The organism is Archangium sp. (assembly GCF_057119385.1).
This window is the reverse complement of the sequence record NZ_DBNGVP010000182.1, coordinates 1-20697: the sequence shown is the minus strand read 5'-3', so window position 1 is coordinate 20697 and position 20697 is coordinate 1. Positions and strand designations below refer to the sequence as shown.

At 68.8% G+C, this 20697-nt stretch carries 17 protein-coding genes and 1 rRNA gene; 13 read left to right on the top strand and 5 right to left on the bottom strand.

Annotated elements, in window-relative coordinates:
- The first annotated feature begins 4 nt into the window (after positions 1 to 4).
- The 4 genes from rrf (at position 5) to AC16DP_RS42695 (ending at position 5923) form a co-directional block, all read left to right on the top strand.
- Positions 5 to 121, top strand: a 5S ribosomal RNA gene (rrf, locus tag AC16DP_RS42710).
- A 332-nt stretch (positions 122 to 453) separates the two neighbouring features.
- Positions 454 to 3240, top strand: coding sequence for a serine/threonine protein kinase (locus AC16DP_RS42705; RefSeq protein WP_329728505.1), 2787 nt, complete (start codon positions 454 to 456; stop codon positions 3238 to 3240).
- A gap of 98 nt (positions 3241 to 3338) precedes the next feature.
- Positions 3339 to 4712, top strand: coding sequence for a KamA family radical SAM protein (locus AC16DP_RS42700; protein WP_329728506.1), 1374 nt, complete (start codon positions 3339 to 3341; stop codon positions 4710 to 4712).
- On the top strand, positions 4712 to 5923 hold the full coding sequence (locus tag AC16DP_RS42695) for a KamA family radical SAM protein (RefSeq protein ID WP_329728507.1): 1212 nt from the start codon (positions 4712 to 4714) through the stop codon (positions 5921 to 5923). The genes AC16DP_RS42700 and AC16DP_RS42695 overlap by 1 nt, the downstream gene beginning before the upstream one ends.
- Before the next feature lie 10 nt (positions 5924 to 5933).
- Here AC16DP_RS42695 and AC16DP_RS42690 read toward each other — a convergent pair whose 3' ends face one another.
- Together AC16DP_RS42690 and AC16DP_RS42685 are read right to left on the bottom strand one after the other, a co-directional pair.
- Positions 5934 to 6449, bottom strand: coding sequence for a hypothetical protein (locus AC16DP_RS42690; protein WP_329728508.1), 516 nt, complete (start codon positions 6447 to 6449; stop codon positions 5934 to 5936).
- 440 nt (positions 6450 to 6889) lie between these two features.
- Positions 6890 to 7603 (bottom strand): hypothetical protein, encoded by a 714-nt coding sequence (locus tag AC16DP_RS42685; RefSeq protein WP_329728509.1) that lies wholly within the window; start codon positions 7601 to 7603, stop codon positions 6890 to 6892.
- Positions 7604 to 7629: 26 nt separating this feature from the next.
- Between AC16DP_RS42685 and AC16DP_RS42680 the strand changes: the two genes are divergently transcribed.
- The 6 genes from AC16DP_RS42680 to secF all read left to right on the top strand — a co-directional run bounded on the left by AC16DP_RS42680 (position 7630) and on the right by secF (position 14648).
- A complete protein-coding gene (locus AC16DP_RS42680) occupies positions 7630 to 8736 on the top strand; it encodes a SpoIID/LytB domain-containing protein (RefSeq protein WP_329728510.1) in 1107 nt (368 codons plus the stop codon).
- A 47-nt stretch (positions 8737 to 8783) separates the two neighbouring features.
- Positions 8784 to 9869, top strand: coding sequence for a tRNA preQ1(34) S-adenosylmethionine ribosyltransferase-isomerase QueA (queA, locus tag AC16DP_RS42675; protein WP_329728511.1), 1086 nt, complete (start codon positions 8784 to 8786; stop codon positions 9867 to 9869).
- Positions 9870 to 9882: 13 nt separating this feature from the next.
- Complete coding sequence (gene tgt / locus AC16DP_RS42670; protein WP_329728512.1) at positions 9883 to 11067, top strand: tRNA guanosine(34) transglycosylase Tgt; 1185 nt, start codon at positions 9883 to 9885, stop codon at positions 11065 to 11067.
- Between the two features lie 274 nt (positions 11068 to 11341).
- On the top strand, positions 11342 to 11695 hold the full coding sequence (yajC, locus tag AC16DP_RS42665; RefSeq protein ID WP_329728513.1) for a preprotein translocase subunit YajC: 354 nt from the start codon (positions 11342 to 11344) through the stop codon (positions 11693 to 11695).
- Positions 11695 to 13464 carry a protein translocase subunit SecD gene (secD, locus tag AC16DP_RS42660; protein ID WP_329728514.1) on the top strand — a complete coding sequence of 590 codons (1770 nt, stop codon included), beginning with the start codon at positions 11695 to 11697 and terminating at the stop codon, positions 13462 to 13464. The genes yajC and secD overlap by 1 nt, the downstream gene beginning before the upstream one ends.
- Before the next feature lie 14 nt (positions 13465 to 13478).
- Positions 13479 to 14648 carry a protein translocase subunit SecF gene (secF, locus tag AC16DP_RS42655; protein ID WP_329728515.1) on the top strand — a complete coding sequence of 390 codons (1170 nt, stop codon included), beginning with the start codon at positions 13479 to 13481 and terminating at the stop codon, positions 14646 to 14648.
- A gap of 83 nt (positions 14649 to 14731) precedes the next feature.
- Here secF and AC16DP_RS42650 read toward each other — a convergent pair whose 3' ends face one another.
- The gene (locus AC16DP_RS42650; protein ID WP_329728516.1) at positions 14732 to 15322 is read right to left on the bottom strand and encodes a hypothetical protein; all 591 of its coding nucleotides are present in this window, start codon (positions 15320 to 15322) and stop codon (positions 14732 to 14734) included.
- 189 nt (positions 15323 to 15511) lie between these two features.
- On the opposite strand from AC16DP_RS42650, the gene recJ reads away from it, so the two are divergent.
- Positions 15512 to 17224 (top strand): single-stranded-DNA-specific exonuclease RecJ, encoded by a 1713-nt coding sequence (gene recJ / locus AC16DP_RS42645; protein WP_329728517.1) that lies wholly within the window; start codon positions 15512 to 15514, stop codon positions 17222 to 17224.
- A gap of 4 nt (positions 17225 to 17228) precedes the next feature.
- Here the strand turns inward: recJ and AC16DP_RS42640 are convergent, their stop codons facing one another.
- The gene (locus AC16DP_RS42640; RefSeq protein WP_047856904.1) at positions 17229 to 17450 is read right to left on the bottom strand and encodes a YHS domain-containing protein; all 222 of its coding nucleotides are present in this window, start codon (positions 17448 to 17450) and stop codon (positions 17229 to 17231) included.
- Positions 17451 to 17728: 278 nt separating this feature from the next.
- Here AC16DP_RS42640 and AC16DP_RS42635 point away from each other — a divergent pair, with 278 nt between their 5' ends.
- Positions 17729 to 18367: a tetratricopeptide repeat protein gene (locus AC16DP_RS42635; protein ID WP_329728518.1), complete on the top strand. Its 639-nt coding sequence runs from the start codon at positions 17729 to 17731 to the stop codon at positions 18365 to 18367.
- A 164-nt stretch (positions 18368 to 18531) separates the two neighbouring features.
- Entirely contained in the window at positions 18532 to 19341 is an 810-nt protein-coding gene (locus AC16DP_RS42630; protein ID WP_483957056.1) for a hypothetical protein, read from the top strand.
- 87 nt (positions 19342 to 19428) lie between these two features.
- Here the strand turns inward: AC16DP_RS42630 and AC16DP_RS42625 are convergent.
- The coding region (locus AC16DP_RS42625; RefSeq protein WP_483957055.1) for a serine/threonine-protein kinase at positions 19429 to 20697 on the bottom strand (1269 nt) is incomplete at its 5' end.

The following is a 20697-nucleotide window of genomic DNA, read 5'->3' as shown; positions in this document are numbered from 1 at the left end:
GTTTTCCGGTGGCAATGTCGGAGGGGTCCCACCCGTTCCCATCCCGAACACGGAAGTTAAGCCCTCCAGAGCCGATGGTACTCCGCGGGAAACCGCGCGGGAGAGTAGGTCGCTGCCGGATTTTTTTGAAGGCCCCGAGTCCTCACACCACGTGAGAGCTCGGGGCCTTCGCCTTTGCGGGCTGCTGCCTGGTACTCCGTACGGCTTCACCGGGCACTGTCCGGCAGTTACTCCGAGAGCATCCAGGCGCAGCAAACGGTCGCCACTCTCGCGGCAGACCTTCCGAGACGGGGCGAATGACCCAAGTGGCTGGAACTCTTGAGGAATCCGCCATTCAGGGTGGTTTGACTCCCCGTCCGTGCTCCGTCTAAAGTCCCGGATTCGTCCGGTTTTCCACCCACTGCTCTCCCCCGAGTGGAGCTGTGGCCTTCCGGGTGCGGGCGGATCCACGCAATGAAGAAGCCGACCTCATTTGGGAAGTACCTCCTCCTCGAGCGCATCAACGTTGGCGGCATGGCGGAGGTCTTCACGGCCAAGGCCTTCGGCGTCGAAGGGTTCGAGCGGATCCTCGCCATCAAGAAGATCCTCCCGACGATGGCGGAGGACGAAGAGTTCATCACGATGTTCATCGACGAGGCACGGATCAGCGTCGAGCTGAACCACGCCAACGTCGTGCGCATCGACGAGCTCGGCAAGCACGAGGACACCTACTTCATCGCCATGGAGTACGTGGCCGGGCGGGATCTGCGCACGCTCCTGGAGCGCTACCGGCGGCGCAAGGAGATCATGCCCACGGCCCAGGCCGTCTTCGTCGCCTCGAAGATGTGCGAGGGCCTCGACTACGCGCACCGCAAGAAGGATGCGCGCGGGCAGGACCTGGGCATCATCCACCGCGACGTCTCTCCGCAGAACATCCTCATCTCGTACGAAGGCGAGGTGAAGATCATCGACTTCGGTATCGCCAAGGCGGCGAACCGGTCGCAGAAGACGCAGGCCGGTATCCTCAAGGGCAAGTTCGGCTACATGAGCCCGGAGCAGGTCCGTGGCCTGCCCATCGATCGCCGCAGCGACGTCTTCGCCGTGGGCGTCATCCTCTACGAGATGTTGACGGGCGAGCGGCTCTTCGTGGGCGAGTCGGACTTCTCCACCCTGGAGAAGGTCCGCAACGCCGACGTGCCCATGCCTCGGCAGTTCAATCCCAACATCCCGGCGGGACTCGAGAAGGTCCTGATGAAGGCCCTCGCCCGTGATGTGGAGGACCGCTACCAGTGGGCATCGGATCTCCAGGAGGATCTGATGCGCTTCCTCCTGGCTGGCGATGCCATCTACTCGTCCAAGCACCTCTCGGCCTACATGAAGGAGGCCTTCGCCGAGGACATCGTCCGCGAGGCCGAGAAGATGGAGCGCTACGCCTCCATCGAGCGTCCGGAACAGCTCGAGGCCACGGGTGTGACGGGTGAGCTGTCCCCCCGCGCGCCACGCCGGCAGCAGTCCCTCCCCGCGATGCCCGTCGGACGCTCGCCCACGGCTCCCGCTCAACCCGCGGTGAGCAGCGGCCATGTGCCTCCCGCGACCGATGAGGAGCTGGCGGAACTCGATGGCGCGGGAGACAAGACGCAGATCTTCGATCCTTCCCTCGTGGTTCCCCGGCCGGGAGCCTCCGGCCCGGCGGCCTCTTCGAGCGTGCTGGTCGACGACAGCCTGACGGGTGAGACGAACTACCCCTCCGGGGATGACAACTCGCCGCCCTCCGCTCGCGGCCGCGGTGGCCGGCAGCAGGTGGTCATTGGCGATGAGGAAGGGGAGGGCTACGCGGGCGCTACCGTTGTTGGACCTGCTCCCACGGCACGTCCGGAGCCTCAGGAGCCCAATGCCACCCGCGTGGGGCAGGTTGAATCGGGGAGCACCATGCTCAGCCCGATGCCCACCGGTCATCGCAGGCGGCTGACCCTGGAGCAGGAGCAGCAGGACTCCTCCCACGACGAGCTCGAGCAGGACGAGCAGCACCTGTCCGAGGAGTCTCAGGACGAGTATGGCGAGCAGCACTCGCCGGGGGAGGTGGACGATCCCCAGGAAGAGGAGACCACCGGCCCTGTCGCCATCCCGGAGGAGGCTCAGGAGCCCGCTCCCCAGAAGTCGAAGCCCCCGCCCCAGAAGAAGGCTCCTCGCGCCGCCGTGGCCGGCAAGAAGCTGCCTCCCAAGGCCATGATCGGCATCGCCGCGGGCGCCGTGCTGCTCGTGTTCGTGATGCTGGGTGTCGTGTTGTTCTCCGGGCCCAACACCGGCAGCGTGATGATCTCCGTCCAGCCCGCCCAGGGCGCGGAGGTCCGGATCGACGGCCAGCCGGTCGCGCAGAACCAGGTCATCGAGCTCCCCGCGGGCGTTCACAAGCTCACCGCCACCGCCCCAGGTCATCTGCGCGCGGAGCAGTCCGTCACCGTCACCAAGGGCCAGCGCGCCCAGGTGCTGAGCGTGTCGCTGGAGGCCGAGCCTCCACCCGATCAGCCCGAGAAGCCCGCGGCCACCGATACCCAGGTCGCCAGCGCCACCGGGACCGGGACCGGCACGGGAACGGGTACCTCGGCGGGGACTCCGTCCGACTCCCAGACCGAGCCGAGTGCTCCCGCTCAGGACCCGGCCCCGCAGACCGCGTCCGCGACGGGCTCGACTCCGGAGCAGGGGACGGGCACTCCGCCCGCGGCCGAGGAACCACCCAAGCCCACCACGTTCGCGGCCGTGTTCGTGGGAGATTCCGGCGCGGAGATCGAGGTGGCCGGCAAGCGCGTGGGCAAGACGCCCGACGCGAAGCTCGCCAACCTCACCATCGGCAAGACCTACGCCTTCACCGTCACTCGCGCCGGCTTCAAGCGCTACTCCGGCAAGTTCCGCTCCGAGGGCGACACCGAGGTGCAGGTGCCCTTCGAGCTCGAGAAGGAGGAGCCCGCCCCCGAGCGCCCGGAGCGCACCGTCTCCAAGTCCTCCCCGGAGAAGAGCACCCGGTCTTCCCGCTCCGTGGCCAAGGGCAAGCTCGCCTGCAGCTCCCGCCCTCCCGGTGCCCAGATCTGGGTGGACGGCAAGAACACCGGCCGTCAGACCCCTGTGGCACTTGGTAATCCGCTCCTCCTGCCGGTAGGCAGCCGCACCGTCGTCTTCAAGCTCGGCGGTAAACAGAGCAAGCCCCAGAAGGTCACCATCTCCGAGGGGGATGTGGCCAAGCTCATCAACATCCCCCTCGAGTAATCACGCATTGGTTGCCCTCTTTCCCGTGTTGGGTAAAGAGGGGCTTCCATCCGGGTTCCCGGTTTCCGGGCCCTGGTTCCCCTTCAAGGTGGATCGCCATGACGACGACGCCGATCCGCGGCAAGGCCGCCTCCGCTGGCCCCGCGCAGCAGCCCTTCTCCTATCCGCTCCGCCGTGAGTTCGTGGAGCCCGACTGGCGTCGCCTCCCCGGCTACAAGGACGTCTCCCAGGCCGAGTGGGAGAGCTCCGTGTGGCAGCGCAAGCACACCGTCAAGAACCTCAAGGAGCTCAAGGCCGCCCTCGGCCACTTCCTGCCGGATGACCTCCTGGCCAGCATGGAGCGCGACCAGCAGGAGCGGGCGACGATGTCCATCCTCGTCCCGCCCCAGATGCTCAACACCATGGACGAGACGGACCTGTGGAACGACCCGGTCCGCCGTTACATGCTCCCCGCCTTCGACGACCGGCACCCCGAGTGGCCCAACCACCCCAAGGCCAGCCGCGACAGCCTCCACGAGGCCGAGATGTGGGCCGTCGAGGGGCTCACCCACCGCTACCCCACCAAGGTGCTGGCGGAGATGCTCCCCACCTGCCCCCAGTACTGCGGCCACTGCACCCGCATGGACCTCGTGGGCAATGACGTCCCCCAGGTCCAGAAGCACCGCTTCAACCTCGGCCAGAAGGAGCGCTACGAGGCGATGCTCGACTACCTGCGCCGGACGCCCACCGTCCGCGACGTGGTCGTCAGCGGCGGCGACATCGCCAACCTCCCCATCCAGGCCCTCGAGCCCTTCGTCAGCGCCCTGCTCGACATCCCCAACATCCGCGACATCCGCCTGGCCTCCAAGGGCCTCATGGCCATCCCCCAGCACTTCCTCCAGGACTCCGTCCTCCAGGGGATGGAGCGGCTCGCCAAGAAGGCCAATGAGCGCGGCGTGGACCTCGCGCTCCACACCCACGTCAACAACGCCCGCCAGCTCACCCCCCTCGTGGGCAAGGCCGTGCGCAAGCTGCTCGACATGGGCTTCCGCGACGTGCGCAACCAGGGCGTCCTCCTGCGCGGCGTCAACAGCACCCCCAAGGATCTCCTCGAGCTGTGCTTCACCCTGCTCGATCACGCGAAGATCCTCCCGTACTACTTCTACATGTGCGACATGATCCCCAACTCGGAGCACTGGCGGCTCAGCGTGGCCGAGGCCCAGAAGCTCCAGCACGACATCATGGGGTACATGCCCGGCTTCGCCACCCCGCGCATCGTCTGCGACGTGCCCTTCGTCGGGAAGCGGTGGATCCACCAGGTCGCCGAGTACGACCACGAGCGCGGCATCTCCTACTGGACCAAGAACTACCGCACCGGCATCGAGGGCAACGACCCCGACGCCCTCTCGCGCAAGTACGAGTACTTCGACCCGATCTACACGCTGCCCGAGTCCGGTCAGCAGTGGTGGCGTGATCAGGCCAAGGCGGCGTGATGCTCCCCCCAGTGCCGCCCTCCAAGGGCGCCCCCGCGCGTCCGGCCTCCGAGGCCGGGCGCCGCTCCCTCTTTCCCGACGCCACCGACGCCGAGTGGTCCGACTGGCGCTGGCACCAGCGCCACGCCGTGCGCAACCTCGCGCAGTTGGAGAAGTACGTCCTCCTCACCCCCGACGAGCGCGCCGGCGTGCAGGAGACCTCCGAGCTGTTCCGCATCGGCATCAGCCCGTACTACCTGTCCCTCATCGACCGCGACCATCCGTTCTGCCCCATCCGGATGCAGTCCATCCCCGTCCGCGCCGAGGCCCGCATCCGCCCCGGTGAGCTCGCGGACCCGCTCGGCGAGGACAAGACCCGGCCCGAGGAGGCCATCGTCCACAAGTACCCGGACCGCGTCCTCTTCCTCGCGCTCGATACCTGCTCCGTCTACTGCCGCCACTGCACCCGCCGCCGCATCACCAAGGGCGGTGAGGCCGAGCTCACCAAGGAGCAGATGCGCCGCGGCCTCGAGTACATCCGCCGCCACCCCGAAGTCCGTGACGTCCTCATCTCCGGCGGAGATCCGTTCCTCCTCTCCGAGGAGCGGCTGGAGGAGCTGCTCGCCCCGCTCCATGAGATTCCCCACGTGGAGATGGTGCGCATCGGGACGCGTGTGCCCGTGTGCCTGCCCATGCGCGTCACCGACTCGCTGGCCCGGCTCCTGCGTCGCTACGCCCCCGTCTACGTCGTCACCCACTTCAACCACCCGAAGGAAGTGACTCCCGAGGCCCGCGAGGCCTGCGAGCGGCTCGTGGACCACGGCGTCCCCGTGGAGAACCAGGCCGTCCTCATGCGCCAGCTCAACTCGGATGCCCGCATCATCCGCGAGCTCTCCCACGCCCTGCTGCGCATCCGCGTCCGCCCCTACTACCTCCACCAGATGGACGTGGCCCAGGGCTGCGAGCACCTGCGCACCCCCATCTCCAAGGGCATGGAGATCATCCAGCAGCTGCGCGGCTACACCACCGGGCTCGCCGTTCCCCACCTCGCCGTGGACCTCCCCGGCGGCGGCGGCAAGGTGACCCTCCAGCCCGACTACGTCCTGGAGCGCGGCGAGCACGAGACCGTCTTCCGCAACTACAAGGGCGAGCGCTACGCCTACCCCGAGCCCGAAGAGACCGACTGCTCCTGCCCCTATGACTCCGTGTGGCAGGCCCGGCGCTGGGGATAGGGCAGGGCGCTCACTGCGCCCCGGAGGGCTCGGACGGGCCTTCCTCTCCCGCCGGCAGGCCGTGCTCCACCACCGGCGGCGCTCCCTCCTGCTCCTCCATCATCACCGGGTTGTCCTCGCTGAACCCCTCCTGGACCTGGATCTCCCCGGGCTCCTTGTCCGCGGAGGGCTTCGCCGCACCCGCCGCCTTCTCCTGCGCCTCCAGCGCCTTCTCCGCCGCCGCCACCTGCTCGTTCTGCTTCGGGCCCATCTTCGCTGACTGGCGCGCGTAGTCCTTCGGCGACACGCCGTTCTCCTCCATCACCTTCCGCGACGCCTCCTGCTGCTCCCGGATGATCTGCCGGCGCTCCTCGTTGCTCAGCTCCGAGGACTTCTTGTTGCCGTGCGTCGCGTTCACCTTGTCCACCGCCGCCTTCTCGGCCCGGCGGATGCGCGCCAGTTGCTCGGGGGTGAGATCCTCCGCCAACACGAGGTTCGGCGTCATGAGCCAGGTCGACAGCAACAGCACGGACAGACGGCGGGACATGGGCACTCCTGGATGGGCCCTTCCATCGTATGGGAGGTCCGGGGTCCACGGGTAATCCGGTGGGGCTCGGGGGCTCGCGTTCACGGTGGGAACCCGGGATGCGTGGCACCCTCACCCCGACCCTCTCCCGGAGGGCGAGGGAGGAGTTGGCGCGGTGGGTCGAAGTTGGCGCAGGGGTTTGTTGGTGGCGGGGGGCTGGTTTCTTCTAGCGGGTCCGGCAGCGCGTGCAGTTGTCCGTTTTTTCCGCGCAGGACTCTCTTGCCCGTGCGCATCTCGGTGGCAGATCCGCTCGATCCGGATTGAGGGCCACGACACCACACAGGGCCTCTGCTACGTCGCATGTCTGCGTGGACAGCGTGCACTGGTCCGCACAGGACAGCTCTCCCGCCGAGCCCCGAGCCCGCAGCTCCTCGAGCCGCGCCTCGTAGGTGGTCAGCTGGTCATCGTCCGAGCCGGCTACCCGGGTGTCCACCTGCTTGGGACAACCCACCAGGGCCAGCGTGAGCAGGGCAAGGTTCGCGATGCGCATCCCCCTCCCTTATGCCCCACCTCCCCCTCCGTCCAGGCCCTCGGCGCTCCAGGGACCGCGGTTGGACACGCCGCTCCGGCGCCTCCTCGGGGCGGTTGCAGTACAGGAATGCCGTCAGCACCAGCAGCACCGCCACCGCCAGCCTTCTCAGCACATCCTCCCGCCGTCCCTTCGGTGACTCCTCCTGCTCGCGCTCGGCTGCCTCGAGCGCCGCCGCCACCTCCCGCCCCAACGCCCGCAGCCTCCGGCACAGCGCCACCGTCTCCGTCAGCGCCCCGGGTACCGCCGCCGCCTCGCGCTCCAAGGCCTCGGCCAGCGCTCGCGACCAGACGTCCTCCTCCGCCTCGTTCTCCGGCTCCCGGCAGGGCAGGACCGCCGCCCGGGTCAACGCCAGCCCCGCTCGCAACAGGTGCACGCAGAAGGCTTCCAGCGTGATGCCGTAGAAGAGCGCGCTCTCCCGCGTCGAGCGGTCCTGGACCAGCCGCGTCAGGAGAAAGGCCGTCTGGCGATATGGCAGTGCTCGCAGCGCCGCGACGAGCTCGGCGGTCGACAGGTGGGAGACGTCGGGGGCAGGGGACACGGGGGCCTCATTCTCCGACATCCGCCGGCCGATTTCTTGAGCCATGAGCACCACCCCCTACACTCGAGGCCATGTTGCGTCCTGTTGCACTCCTCCTGCTCCTGCTCTCGCCGCTCCGCGCCCTCGCCGTGGAGACCATGCGCATCGCCATGGGCGACTCCCAGGGCCAGGTGCGCGTGAGTGGCAAGGGCCTCTCCTTCGCCTCCGATTCCGAGGACGCCCGCTTCTCGCCCCTCGACCAGGACAGCGCCACCGTGCGCCGCCGCGGCTCCCGTCTGGAGCTCAATGGCGCCCCCGTCATGGGCAACGCCGTCCGCTTCCGCGCCGGCCAGGAGGCTCGCGACGCCGGTGTCCCCGGCTCCTCGCCCCTCCGCGCCGGTGACATGCAGGTCCGCGGCGATGTCGTCGTGCGCCTCTACAAGGACGGCCTCCAGCTCATCAACGTCATCCCCCTCGAGGACTACCTCGCCGCCGTGCTCGGCAGCGAGATGCCCGTCTCCTTCCCCCCCGAGGCCCTCAAGGCCCAGGCCGTCGCCGCTCGCACCTACGCCCTCCAGAAGAAGCTCGAGACCTACGGCAGCCCCTTCCACATGGGCAGCAGCGTACTCCACCAGGTCTACGGCGGCGTCAACCGCGAGGACCCGCGCTCCCTCGCCGCCGTCCAGGCCACCCGCGGCGAGGTGCTCACCTACGAGCTCGCCCCCATCGAGGCCTACTTCCACGCCTCCTGCGGCGGCCGCACCGAGTCCGGCCAGGATGCCCTCCAGCGCAATCTCCCCTACCTCCAGGCCGTGGACTGCCCGTGCGGCGGCCTCCCCGCCAGCCGCTGGAGCGTCACCGTCTCCGACTCGGAGCTGCAGGCCGCCCTCGGCCAGTCCCCCGAGGGCTTCCATGTCACCTCCCGCACCTCCACCGACCGGGTGAACCGCGTGGCCACCACCGGGGGCCTCTCGCTCGATGGGGCGGCGTTCCGGCGCAAGCTCGGCTACACGAAGCTCAAGAGCCTCGACTTCGACGTGGAGCGCTCCGGCGGCGGCTGGCACTTCTCCGGCCGCGGCTACGGCCATGGCGCCGGCTTCTGCCAGTGGGGCGCCAAGGCGCTCGCCGACGAGGGCCTCTCCTACCGCGACATCCTCCTGCACTACTACCCGGGAACCGAGCTCCAGCAGCTCTACTGACACATCCCGTTTCGTCGAGGCGCCCGGGCTGTTACAAGCGCCCCTCCGTGTCCTCCCAGCTCTCCGACTACGACTTCGAACTCCCCGAGGCGCAGATCGCCCAGGCCCCCCTCGCGTCCCGCGATGCCTCCCGCCTCCTGGTGGTGAGCCGCTCCTCGGGCGCCCGCGAGCACCGCCACTTCTCCGACCTGCCCGGTCTGTTGCGCGAAGGCGACCTCCTCGTCGTCAACGACGCCCGCGTCATCCCCGCCCGCCTGCTCGGAAGCAAGGTGGGCAGCGGCGGCCGCGTGGAGCTCCTCGTCGTCCGCCCCTCGGCCCCCACGCTCACCTCGCAGGCCCTCGGCGGCGCCACCGAGGCCCTCGAGTGGATCTGCCTCGGCCAGGCCTCCAAGGGCCTCAAGCCCGGCGCCCGCGTCTCCTTCCCCGAGGGCCTCGAGGCCGAGGTGCTGGAGGCGCTCGGAGGAGGGGAGTACCGGGTGCGCTTCCACGCCGCGCCGGGCACCTCGCTCGCGGAGCTGCTGGACAAGGCCGGCCGCCTCCCGCTGCCCCCCTACATCACCCGCGCCCCCGAGGCCGCCGACGCCGAGCGCTACCAGACCGTGTACGCGCGGGCCTCGGGCGCGGTGGCCGCTCCCACCGCCGGGCTGCACTTCACCCAGGCCACCTTCGACGCCCTCGCGGCCCGGGGCATCCACCGCGTCGAGGTGACGCTCGACGTGGGGCCCGGCACCTTCCTCCCCGTGCGCGAGGACAACCTCGAGAAGCACCACATGCACCCGGAGCGCTACTTCGTCCCCGAGGCCACCGCCCGGGCGGTGAACGCCGCCAAGGCCGAGGGCCGCCGCGTGGTGGCGGTGGGCACCACCGTGGTGCGCACCCTCGAGGCCGCGACGGACCCGGACTCGGGCACCCTGCGCGCCGACACGGGCGAGACGACCCTCTTCATCCGCCCCGGCTTCCGCTTCCGGCAGGTGGACGTGCTGCTCACCAACTTCCACCTCCCGCGCTCCACGCTGGTGGTGCTGGTGAGCGCGCTGCTCGGCCGCGAGCAGACCCTGGCGGCCTACCGGGAGGCGGTCGCCGCCGGCTACCGGTTCTTCTCGTACGGCGACGCGATGTTGGTGACGGAGTAGGAGATACGACGCCATGGCAGAGCCGCGCAAGGAGAAGGGTGACACCCGCGTCCCGCCGAGTCTGGTGCGCTACGAGCTGTTGCACGAGGACGCCTCGGGCTCGCGCGCCCGCCGGGGCCGCCTGCACACCCCCCACGGTCTCATCGAGACCCCCATCTTCATGCCCGTGGGCACCGTGGGCAGCGTCAAGGGCGTGGGGCCGGATGATCTGCTCACCCTCGATGCTCAAATCATCCTCGGCAACACCTACCACCTGATGCTCCGGCCCGGAGACGACCTGGTGGGGGAGATGGGCGGCCTGCACCGCTTCATCTCCTGGGACCGCCCCATGCTCACCGACAGCGGCGGCTTCCAGGTCTTCAGCCTCGCCGAGAAGCGGAAAATCACCGAGGAGGGCGCCGCCTTCCAGTCCCACCTGGACGGGCGCCACATCCTCCTGACGCCCGAGCGCTCCATCGAGATTCAAGAGACGCTCGGCGCCGACATCATCATGGCCTTTGACGAGTGCCCGCCCTCCACCGAGGACCGGGCCTACCTGGAGAAGTCCCTGGCGCGCACCACGCGCTGGCTGCAGCGGTGCGTGAAGGCCTGGAGCCGCGAGCGCTCCTCGCTCTTCGGCATCGTCCAGGGCGGCCTCGACAAGAACCTGCGCAAGTCCCACGCCGAGGATGTGTGCGCGGTGGACCTGCCCGGTTACGCGCTCGGCGGCTACTCCGTGGGGGAGACCCCCGAGGCCATGCACGAGGGCGTGGCCTTCTCCGCCCCGCTCCTCCCCCGTGACAAGCCGCGTTACCTCATGGGCGTGGGTACCCCCGTGGACCTGGTCACCTGCGTGGAGCACGGGGTGGACATGTTCGACTGCGTGCTGCCCACCCGCTGCGCGCGCAACGGCCTGCTCTTCACCTCCGAGGGCAAGGTCGTCATCCGCAACGCCACCTACGCCAAGGATCCCCGGCCCGCGGACCCCGCCTGCTCCTGCTACACCTGCCGCAACTTCAGCCGCGCCTACCTGCGCCACCTCTTCGTGGCGGGCGAGATCCTCGCCATGCGGCTCAACACCCTGCACAACCTCCACTACTTCCTCACCCTCATGAAGGACGTGCGCCAGGCCATCGCCGAGGACCGGTACACCGCCTTCGCCCGGGACTTCCGCGACAAGGCCCGGGCCCAGGAGTCCGAGCGCACCCGCTCGAAGTAGGTGCCAGCGGTACATCCCGGCGGCCGTCCAGACGGCCGGTTCCTGGGGTCCGCCGGGGCTTTTCCAGCGTGCCGGACGGCACCTCCCTCCGGGGCAGCACAAGGCCAGGAGGAAGGCAAACGGGCTTGACGCGGTACGGAAAGGCCGGGGACTCCTCGCCGTTCACTTGCCCGGGGTGTGTGCCTGCTGCTAGAAGGCCCCCCTTTCCGGTTTGTCCGTTGTCCAGTGGTGGACGGCGGCGTGGGCGGAACCCTCTCTCGAGACGAGGCGGTTTGTGGCAGACAGCTTTCTGATCCTGGCCCAGGCGGCGGGCGGCCAGAGCGCCGTGCCCAGCATCGTGCTCTTCATCGGCCTGTTCGTGATCATGTACTTCGTCATGATCCGGCCGCAGAACAAGCAGCTCAAGGAGCACCGCGAGCTCGTGGCCGGCCTGAAGAAGGGCGATGAGGTCATCACCCGGGGCGGGCTGATCGGGCGCATTCACGTGGTGTCGGAGCGCGAGGTCACACTCGAAGTGGCCACCGGGGTGCGCATGCGCGTGCTCAAGACTTCCGTGGCCGGCAGGTATGCGACGGCGGGTGAGCCCGCCCCTGCCGCCAAGATCGAAGATAAGAAGGAGGAGAAGTAATGGATCGCGGCTGGTACTGGAGGCTGGGCCTGGTCATTGGCGTGACGCTGTTGACCGTGTGGCTCCTCGTCCCCTCCTATTATTCGCTGTTCGTGCTCGACAGGGCGGATCGCAACAACCTCACCCTGCTCGAGCAGCGGATGCCCAAGTGGGCTCCCCCCGCCAAGTACCGCATCAACCTGGGGTTGGACCTCCAGGGCGGTATCCACATGGTGATGCGGGTGGACACCAAGACGGCGCTGCAGAAGCGCACCGAGCGCCGGGGTGATCAGATCGCCCGCTACATCAACGACAAGCAGCTGGGCCAGGTGACCGTGAACACGGATCCCGAGGCCCTGCGCCTGTCGCTGACGGCCGCGGACCCCAACACCATGGACGCCATCGAGAAGGAGGTGCTCGCCACCTTCACCGACTTCGTCAAGGTGTCGCGCGATGGCGCCACGCTGGTGCTCACCCCGGACGAGGGCCAGGTGAACCGCTTCCGCGAGGAGGCCGTGGACCAGGCGATGCTCGTCATCCGCCGCCGCATCGACAAGTGGGGCGTGGCCGAGGTGGACGTGCGCAAGCTGGGCACCGACGCCATCCAGATCTCCCTGCCGGGCCGCAATGACCCGGAGCAGGCCAAGGAGCTGGTGGGCACCACGGCGCAGCTCGAGTTCCGCATGGTGGATGACTCCACCGACTTCTTCCGGCAGACCTTCACCCAGACGCCGCCGCCCGAGGGCAGCAACATCACCCTGGACACCTCCGAGGGCTTCCCGCAGCTGATGGGCCCCAACCGCGAGGCGCTGCTGGCCTACGTGCAGCCCAAGACGCCCGCGGACCGCCAGGTGCTGCTCGAGTGCATCCCCAGCGCGACGAAGAAGGGCGTGTGCGACAGCTACCGCACCTACCTGGTGGAGAAGGACGTGCCGCTCACCGGCGAGAGCCTGACGGGCGCGGACGCCAACCTCAGCCAGCTCAACGAGCCGGAGGTCAACGTCAGCTTCGACGCGGCCGGCGCTCGCGAGTTCGAGCAGCTCACCGAGAAGGGCACCGGCCGGCGCATGGCCATCGTGCTGGACGACTACGTGCAGTCCGCCCCGCGCATCAACGAGCGCATCGGCGGTGGCCGCGCCCGCATCACCATGGGCCGCTCGGGTGGCCGTCCCCTGGACGTGTGGCTCGCCGACGCCCAGACGCTGGCCCTGGCCCTCAAGGCGGGCGCGCTGCCGGCCCCCGTCACCACCGGTGAGATCCGCCAGGTGGGTGCCTCGCTGGGTGACGAGCTCATCCGCAAGGGCGGTCTGGCCGCCGCCGTCGGTCTGGCGCTCGTGGTCGCCTTCATGGCGCTGTACTACAAGGGCGCGGGCCTCATCGCGGACGTGGCGCTCATCCTCAACGGCATGCTCATCCTCGGCGGCCTGGCGCTCTTCAACGCCACGCTCACCCTGCCGGGCATCGCCGGCTTCGTGCTGACGCTGGGGATCGCGGTGGATGCCAACGTGCTCATCAACGAGCGCATCCGCGAGGAGCTCAGCCACGGCAAGACGGCCCGCATGGCGGTGGATCAGGGCTACGACCGCGCCTTCTGGACCATCTTCGACGCCCACGTCACCGCGCTCATCGCCGGCTTCGTGCTCTTCTTCACGGGTACGGGCCCCATCCGCGGCTTCGCCACCACGCTCATCATCGGCCTGCTGGCGTCGCTCTTCACGTCCATTCTCGTGACGCGGGTCATGATGACCTACGTCGTCCACGGCCGTAACGCGCAGACGGTGTCCGTCTAGCCCGGGGAACGCAGATGCAGATCCTCAAGAACAAGACGCACTTCGACTTCATCGGCAAGCGCAAGCCCGCCATCTTCATCTCCACGGCCATCAACCTGCTCATCCTGGTGGGCATCGCCGTGTGGGGCTTCAACTTCGGCGTGGACTTCGCCGGCGGCACCGTGGTCGAGGTCAAGTTCAACAACAACATCACCGCAGCGGACGTGCGCAAGCGCGCCGAGTCCGGTGGGCTGCACGACGTGTCCGTGCAGAGCATCGGCTCGGCGGACGAGAACTCGTTCCTCCTGCGGCTCGGCGGCGTCACCCAGCTCACCGAGGAGAGCGCGGCCAAGGCCAAGACGGCCCTCCAGGCGCTGGGCCCCATCAAGAGCATCTACCCGGACCTGGCCAACGGCATCATCAACCTGCGCTCCGAGCAGGCGCTCAGCGCCGAGCAGATCCGCAACGCGGTGGTGGGCACGGGCACGGGCGTGGAGGAGGTGCGCGAGCTGGGCGCCGCTCAGTCCGGTGGCTTCGACTACCAGGTCGTCGCCAGCGGCATGGCGGACCGCATCCGCGCCGCGCTCATGACGGGCCAGCAGGCCGACAAGCCGGACTTCGAGATGCGCCGCACGGAGTACGTGGGTCCGCAGGTCGGCAAGCAGCTGCGCAACCGCGGCGTCATGGCGCTGCTGTACTCGATGATCGCCATCCTCATCTACGTGGCGTTCCGGTTCGACTTCAAGTTCGGCCCGGGCGCGCTGCTCGCCATGCTCCACGACGTGGTGATGGTGGCCGGCTTCTACCTGGTCAGCCGCGCCGAGTTCAGCCTCACCGCCATCGCCGCGCTGCTCACCATCGTCGGCTACTCGGTCAACGACACCATCGTCATCTACGACCGCATCCGCGAGGACATGGCCAAGTTCAAGGGCAAGCCGCTGGCGGAGGTCATCAACATCGCCGTCAACGACACCCTGGCCCGCACCATCCTCACCTCCGGCACCACGGCCCTCTCCCTCATCGGCCTCATCATCTTCGGCGTGGGAGAGATCCGCGACTTCGCCATCGCGATGCTCATCGGCATCATCGTGGGCACCTACTCGTCCGTGTACATCGCCAGCCCGCTCACCATCTGGCTGGACGAGCGCGAGGCCGCCCGCCAGGCCCGTGAGAAGACCGGCATGAACCAGCCCAAGACGGCCTGAGCCACACGCGGCCGTTCACACCGAGGCCCTCGTGCTCCGCGCTCGCGCGGGGACGAGGGCCTTCGGTTTTCAGGGGCACCGGCTCAGAAGCGGCCACCCACCGTGAGGGTGCCGTCCACCAGCGCGCCGCTCGCGTCCCCCGGCACCGCCCCGTCCGCGAAGTTGTCGTCCACCAGCACCCGCCACGTGCCGCGGATGCCCGCCGTCAGCGCCCCGGAGTTGAACTCGAGGCCCGCCGCCAGCGGCACCTGCTCCATCAGGTCCGAGCTGTACGGGTCCCCCGTGCCCGCGCCCCGCACGTACACGTACGAGACGCCCAGCCCCGCTCCCACGAAGGGGCGGATCTTCTCGAAGGGCGGCGACACCTTCACCAGCGAGGTGGCGCCATGGCGGATGAACGAGGGAGCATCCGCGGCCCGGAAGCGGTCGTCCGTCACGTCGTTCTTCGAGCCCTCGTAGCCCACCTCGAAGCCCAGCATCTTGTAGGGCTGCAGGTTGAGGGTGGCTCCCCAGGTGGGGCCCGTCGCCGACAGCTCGCCCAGGTCGCCCGTGTACCCGCCGACGCCTCCATTCACGAAGACGTTCACATCTCCTTGCCTGTCCTCCGCCATCGCGGTACCCGCCACTCCCAACCCCAGCGCCAGCGCCACCCACTGGATGCCCCTGCGTGTCATGCAGCCCTCCTTGTTCACCGCCGTGCATCGCAAGCTGTTCATCCCGCGCGACGCGTGCGCAGGCAGGGCATCCCAGGAGCGCTCGTCCGCTCGTCCGCTGGTCGGGTTTCCTCTGACAGACTTCCAAAGTAGACTGTCGGTGTATTGGCCCGGAGCCCCACGCGGGACATCCGAGGAGGGTAGGCGATCGTGCGTTGGTTGATGCCGGAGGTACCCCAGGAGCAGGCCGCGGCGCTGGCCGCTGAGCTCGGGTTGCATCCGCTCTCCGCCCGCGTGCTCGTGCACCGCGGCCTGCGCACCCCCGAGGCCGCCTCGGCCTTCCTGTCCGACAGGCTGGCCGATCTGCCCGATCCCTTCCGCATGAAGGGCATGGCCGCCGCCGTGGACCGGCTCTTCCGCGCCATCCGCGAGAAGGAGCACATCACCCTCTACGGCGACTACGACGTGGACGGCGTGTGCTCCACCTCGCTGCTCAACCTCTTCCTCCGGGAGCTGGGCGTGCGGCCGGCCACCTACATCCCCCACCGTCTGGACGAGGGCTACGGCCTCAACCTCCAGGCCGTGGAGAAGATCGCCGCGGATGGCACCCGGGTGCTGGTGACGCTCGACTGCGGCGTCACCTCCGTGGCGGAGATCTCCCGGGCCCGCGACCTGGGCCTGGACGTGGTGGTGGTGGATCACCACACGGTGCCGCCCACGCTGCCGCCGGCCGTGGCGGTGCTCAACCCGCACCAGCCCGGCTGCGAGTACCCCACCAAGCACCTGTGCGCCGCGGGCGTGGCCTTCAACCTCTGCATGGGCCTGCGCAAGAAGCTGCGCGAGGACGGCTGGTTCGCCACCCGCAAGGAGCCCAACCTCAAGGCCCTGATGGACCTGGTGGCCATGGCCACCGTGGCCGACGTGGTGCCCCTCACCGGCGCCAACCGCATCCTCGTCCACCACGGCCTGCAGGAGCTGTCCTCCGGCCGCCGCTACGGTGTGCGCGCCCTCAAGGAGGTCGCCGGCCTGGAGGCGGACAGCCCCGTCACCGCCGGGCAGGTGGGCTACCGCCTCGGGCCCCGCATCAACGCCGCCGGCCGGCTCCATGACGCCTCGCTCGGCCTGCAGCTGCTGTGCTCCGAGACGCTCGAGGCGGCGCGCTCGCTCGCGCAGGTGCTGGACCGCGCCAACGCCGAGCGGCAGGGCATTGAAAGCGGCATCCTCACCGAGGCGCTCGCCCAGGCCGAGGAGCGCGCCGAGCACGCGCGCGGTTTCGTCCTCTACTCCGAGGGCTGGCACCCGGGCGTCATCGGCATCGTCGCCTCCCGCGTGGTGGAGCGCTTCCACCGGCCCACCGTGATGGTGGGCGTGAAGGACGGGGTGGGGAAGGGCTCGGCGCGCAGCATCGAGGGCTTCCACCTCTACGACGCGCTCAGCGGCTGCGCGGACCTGCTCGCCCGCTTCGGTGGGCACAAGCACGCCGCCGGCCTCACCATCGAGGCCAGGCACCTGCCCGCCCTGCGCGAGTCCTTCGAGCGCATTGCCCGGCAGCGGCTGACGCCCGAGGACCTCATCCCCCGCTGCAAGGTGGACGCGGTGGTGGGCGTGAAGGAGCTGGACGAGCGCGCCGTGGAGGCGCTGCAGAAGCTGGGGCCCTTCGGTCAGGGCAACCCCGAGCCCGTGCTCGTGCTGCGCCACCAGGTGGCCCGCCCGCGCGTGCTCCCGCACAAGTCCGGCGGCGCCGGCCACCTCAAGCTGGCCCTGGTGGACGCGCCCTCCGTGGATGCCATCGGCTTCGGCATGGCGGACCGGCTGGCGCTCACCGAGGGCCCGGTGGACCTGGCCTTCCAGGCCAGCTTCGACACCTTCCGCGGTCAGCGGCGGCTGTCCCTCAAGCTCAAGGATCTGCGCATCGCCGCCTGATGGCTCAGGCGATGCCCCAGCGCACCCGGCCCGGCGTCAGCAATGCGCCGGCTCGCGCCAGGTCGTTCATCCGGAAACGCTCCGCCTGCTTCTGGAACGCCGTGCGGCACCGCTCCGAGCAGAAGAAATACCGCCGCTTCTTGTACTCCGTGGACGGACGGCCCTCGGGCGCCTCCAGGTGCTTGCCACAGACCGGGTCCAGGTGTCGCTTCGCCACGTCCTTCATTCCCCGCCTCCCCCAACCAGACTCACCTTCCTGCCCCGGCACGAAGCAGCACGCATGCCAGCGCCCGCCCTCGTGGATTCGCGGGGTTGCGGGTGGGACTGGGGGACGGGGGGTGGCGGCCTCACCCGCACGGGTGAAATCTTTTCCCAGTCCACGGGCGCGGCTGGCACATGGCCGACACCCTCCTTGTCCCGGGGATCCACCCTCGCGTTGTATGGGAGCACACGCGGGCGTCATAGTGACCTCCTGCTCCTTCCCCCCGTTCCGCCGAGTCCGTCATGTCCGCCGAACGCCTGCTCGCCCTGGTCTGTGTCCTCCTGCTCGCCGCGTGTGACTCCAAGTCCGCCAACAAGGAGGCGAAGAAACCGGTGGAGGAGATCTCCGCCCTGTACCGCGGTGGCGCCGTGGAGGAGGCCGAGAAGCGGCTGCGCGCGCACCTGCAGGCCGAGCCGCGGGATGACCTGGCCTGGACCCTGCTCGGTCATGTCCTGCTGGACTTGAACAGGCCCACCGAGGCCGAGGCCGCCTACGCCAAGGCCCTGGAGATCGAGCCCCGCCGCATCGAGGCCATCACCGGCCAGGGGCGCATCTTCCGCATGCACAAGGAGTACGAGCAGGCCATGGCCGCCTACAAGCGCGCCACCGCCATCGATCCGTCCTACGCCCAGGCCTGGTCGAGCATGATGGTGGTGGCGCTCAAGCGCGGCCTGTACGACGAGGCCATCTCCCACGGCGAGAAGGCGTATTCGCTCGACAAGAACGATCCCACCATCGCCGCCAACCTCGCCATCGCCTACCACTACGCCGGCAACACCGCGAAGCGCGAGGAGCTCACCGAGGTCGCGCGGAAGCTCGGCTTCAAGGGCATGGACTGGCTGGACAAGGTCTACACCGGGCAGATCGAAGTCCGCGATTGAGCGGGCACTCAGCCCCCCGCAGATGCCAATGCGCTCGCCGCGCTCGTCGAAGCACCGCGTCTTCGCCGGTGAGTCCGGGCAGTCGCAGGCCGAACCGTCATCGCAGACCTCCTGCTCCTCCGCGCATGTCCATGGTAGAGCACCCGCGTCCAACTCGCGGAGACATGCTGGTGAGGATCTTCGAAACACTCGCGGGCGCCGCGAAGTTCGCGGGTTCTCGCTGGCAGGTTGCGCTGGCGCAAGGCCGTGAGGACGAAAAGCGACTCTGGAGGTACGTGGGCGAAAGCAGGAACTTCGTTCAGGTGACCGGGCAGATCTACCGCTTCGAGGATTATCTCAATGAGCTTGCGCCTGGAGCTCCCTCCAGGACAAGCCCGGCCTTGAATGCTGGCAAGGGCGAATTCTCGCGGCCAGCGGTCGAGATGCTCCTCGAGGTCATCGATGAAGTACCCGAGCCCGAGCAGAAGCAGCACGTCCGCGTTCTCATTGCCCTGCTCGATTTCATCGCCGACACGGGTCAGCTCGATGAGTTCGAAGACTTCTTCATCCACCCTCATCATTATGCGCCCATCGCCGTGGCGCGGTTCACCCACCGGGATGAAGCGGAAGAATGGCTGAAGGGCACCGCGGAACCACCGAGCCCAGCCAACATCCTCATCGGCGATGACTATTATCAGTTCTGGTACATGCGCGAGGACAACACCCGCGGTATGTATCGTGAGTACGTCATTGAAGCGGCCATCGCTGCGCTTACCGCGGAAGGAATCCCACCAGGGGCGCCCTCGTTCCCCTCGCGAACGGAAGCGGAGGAATGGTTGAAGCGCCACCCCGCGGACCCCGAGACCTTCGTGGTCATCGGCGGGGAGCACTACCTGGCGGTCCACCACAAGAGGCTGAAGCTCCACACGCTCCACCATGTGGCAACCGCCTTGAGCGAGTGGGAAGAGCACAAGAAGAAGGTTGCGCTCTTGTGACCGGCGGCAGCGGCCAGCAGCGAGCTCCAGAAGGCGAGAAGATGCCTCGGCGCTCTCGATTCAGGCGGCGACGAAGGGCCGAGGCGCTCAGGGCCAGCGCCGGACAACACTCACCGGCAGCTCCCGGTTGAGCACGGCGGCGCCTTCCTTGGAGCCTTCATGCATGGGCACACGCCCGTCGTCCGGGTTGCCCAGCACGATGCACACGGGGTACTTCCGTCCATCGGGCAGCACGGCCAGCGTGTAGCGGCCCAGGACGGCTGGGACTTTCTCCTCCTCCATGAACTCGTAGATGCCGGGTCCCGTCCACAGGTGGCCGTGGAGCAGCGTTCCTTCGGGCAGGTTGCCATCTCCGACTGTGAGACGTCCAATGACGGGGCCGTCCTGGTAGACGCCTGCCTCGCTCGGGTCGCCGGGCTGGTTGATGTCCACGACAGCCTGAAGTGGGCTACCCCGTGTGAGTTCCAGCTCCTGGAACATGGCCGCGGTCGCCTCCTTCGGGCAGTCCTCGGGCGCGGGAGGCTTCACCTGGGCAGCGGGGCAACCGATGCCGACGGCGGCACACAGCCAGGCAGCGAGGAGACTCGAGGGGGTGGCGCGTGAAGAGGTGAACACGGGTGGGTTTCCTTTCTCGGAACCAGCCCCAGGCCGCAGTGCCTCGGGTGGGGGCGTGAGTGTGGAGTACACCAGCGACAAGGCAAGGCCGAGCACGGTCAGGCCCGCGAGCACGACCCGGGGCCACATTGTGCGCCTCGGGCCTCCTGGCGCAGCAGGCTCCTCCTGCTTCGCGTCTGCTGGATGCTCTGCCTCCTCGGGGGGCGGTGCCTCCTCCGGGGCCTCACGCGCTGCGGGCGGCAACTGGGCTGGCTGTGCCGCCACCTCCTCGGGGAGGGTTTCCGCCGGACTGTTCTCAACGGCGAAGAGCGGCACCTTCCAGGCGGGGGACTTCCTCACCTTCTCCACGGCCGCCTCCAGCGCCTGGAGTAATGCCTCGGTATGCGGGTACCTGTCCTCAGGCCGTTTCTCCAGCAGCTTCAGGGCGATGTCGCTGAGGGCGCGCGGTGCCAGGGGGTTGAGGAGGTGGGGGGCGGTGGGAGGGATGCTGGCGATGGCGGCCAACAACTCCTTGTCTGGCAGCTCGGGGTTGAAGGGGTGGAGGTCCGTCAGGCCCTGGTAGAGCAGCACCCCCAGTGCGTACAAGTCCGCGGGCACGCCTCCCTGGAAGGGCTCGCCCCGCTTCCACGCCTCGGTGCGCGTGTAGGCCAGGAGCTCGGGCGGCACCAGGTGCAGGACGCCTTCGGGCAGGCCCAGCGTCTGGGTGAGGGCTCCCGGCAGGCGCGCGGTGCCGAAGTCGAT

Bases quoted from the DNA above. Each gene is read 5' to 3' on its own strand.
- AC16DP_RS42705 (WP_329728505.1), top strand. From the start codon at position 454: ATGAAGAAGCCGACCTCATTTGGGAAGTACCTCCTCCTCGAGCGCATC.
- AC16DP_RS42685 (WP_329728509.1), bottom strand. From the start codon at position 7,603: ATGGCTCAAGAAATCGGCCGGCGGATGTCGGAGAATGAGGCCCCCGTG.
- AC16DP_RS42680 (WP_329728510.1), top strand. From the start codon at position 7,630: ATGTTGCGTCCTGTTGCACTCCTCCTGCTCCTGCTCTCGCCGCTCCGC.
- secF (WP_329728515.1), top strand. From the start codon at position 13,479: ATGCAGATCCTCAAGAACAAGACGCACTTCGACTTCATCGGCAAGCGC.
- AC16DP_RS42650 (WP_329728516.1), bottom strand. From the start codon at position 15,322: ATGACACGCAGGGGCATCCAGTGGGTGGCGCTGGCGCTGGGGTTGGGA.
- AC16DP_RS42640 (WP_047856904.1), bottom strand. From the start codon at position 17,450: ATGAAGGACGTGGCGAAGCGACACCTGGACCCGGTCTGTGGCAAGCAC.
- AC16DP_RS42690 (WP_329728508.1), bottom strand. From the start codon at position 6,449: ATGTCCCGCCGTCTGTCCGTGCTGTTGCTGTCGACCTGGCTCATGACG.
- secD (WP_329728514.1), top strand. From the start codon at position 11,695: ATGGATCGCGGCTGGTACTGGAGGCTGGGCCTGGTCATTGGCGTGACG.
- AC16DP_RS42695 (WP_329728507.1), top strand. From the start codon at position 4,712: ATGCTCCCCCCAGTGCCGCCCTCCAAGGGCGCCCCCGCGCGTCCGGCC.
- AC16DP_RS42630 (WP_483957056.1), top strand. From the start codon at position 18,532: ATGCTGGTGAGGATCTTCGAAACACTCGCGGGCGCCGCGAAGTTCGCG.
- tgt (WP_329728512.1), top strand. From the start codon at position 9,883: ATGGCAGAGCCGCGCAAGGAGAAGGGTGACACCCGCGTCCCGCCGAGT.
- AC16DP_RS42700 (WP_329728506.1), top strand. From the start codon at position 3,339: ATGACGACGACGCCGATCCGCGGCAAGGCCGCCTCCGCTGGCCCCGCG.
- AC16DP_RS42635 (WP_329728518.1), top strand. From the start codon at position 17,729: ATGTCCGCCGAACGCCTGCTCGCCCTGGTCTGTGTCCTCCTGCTCGCC.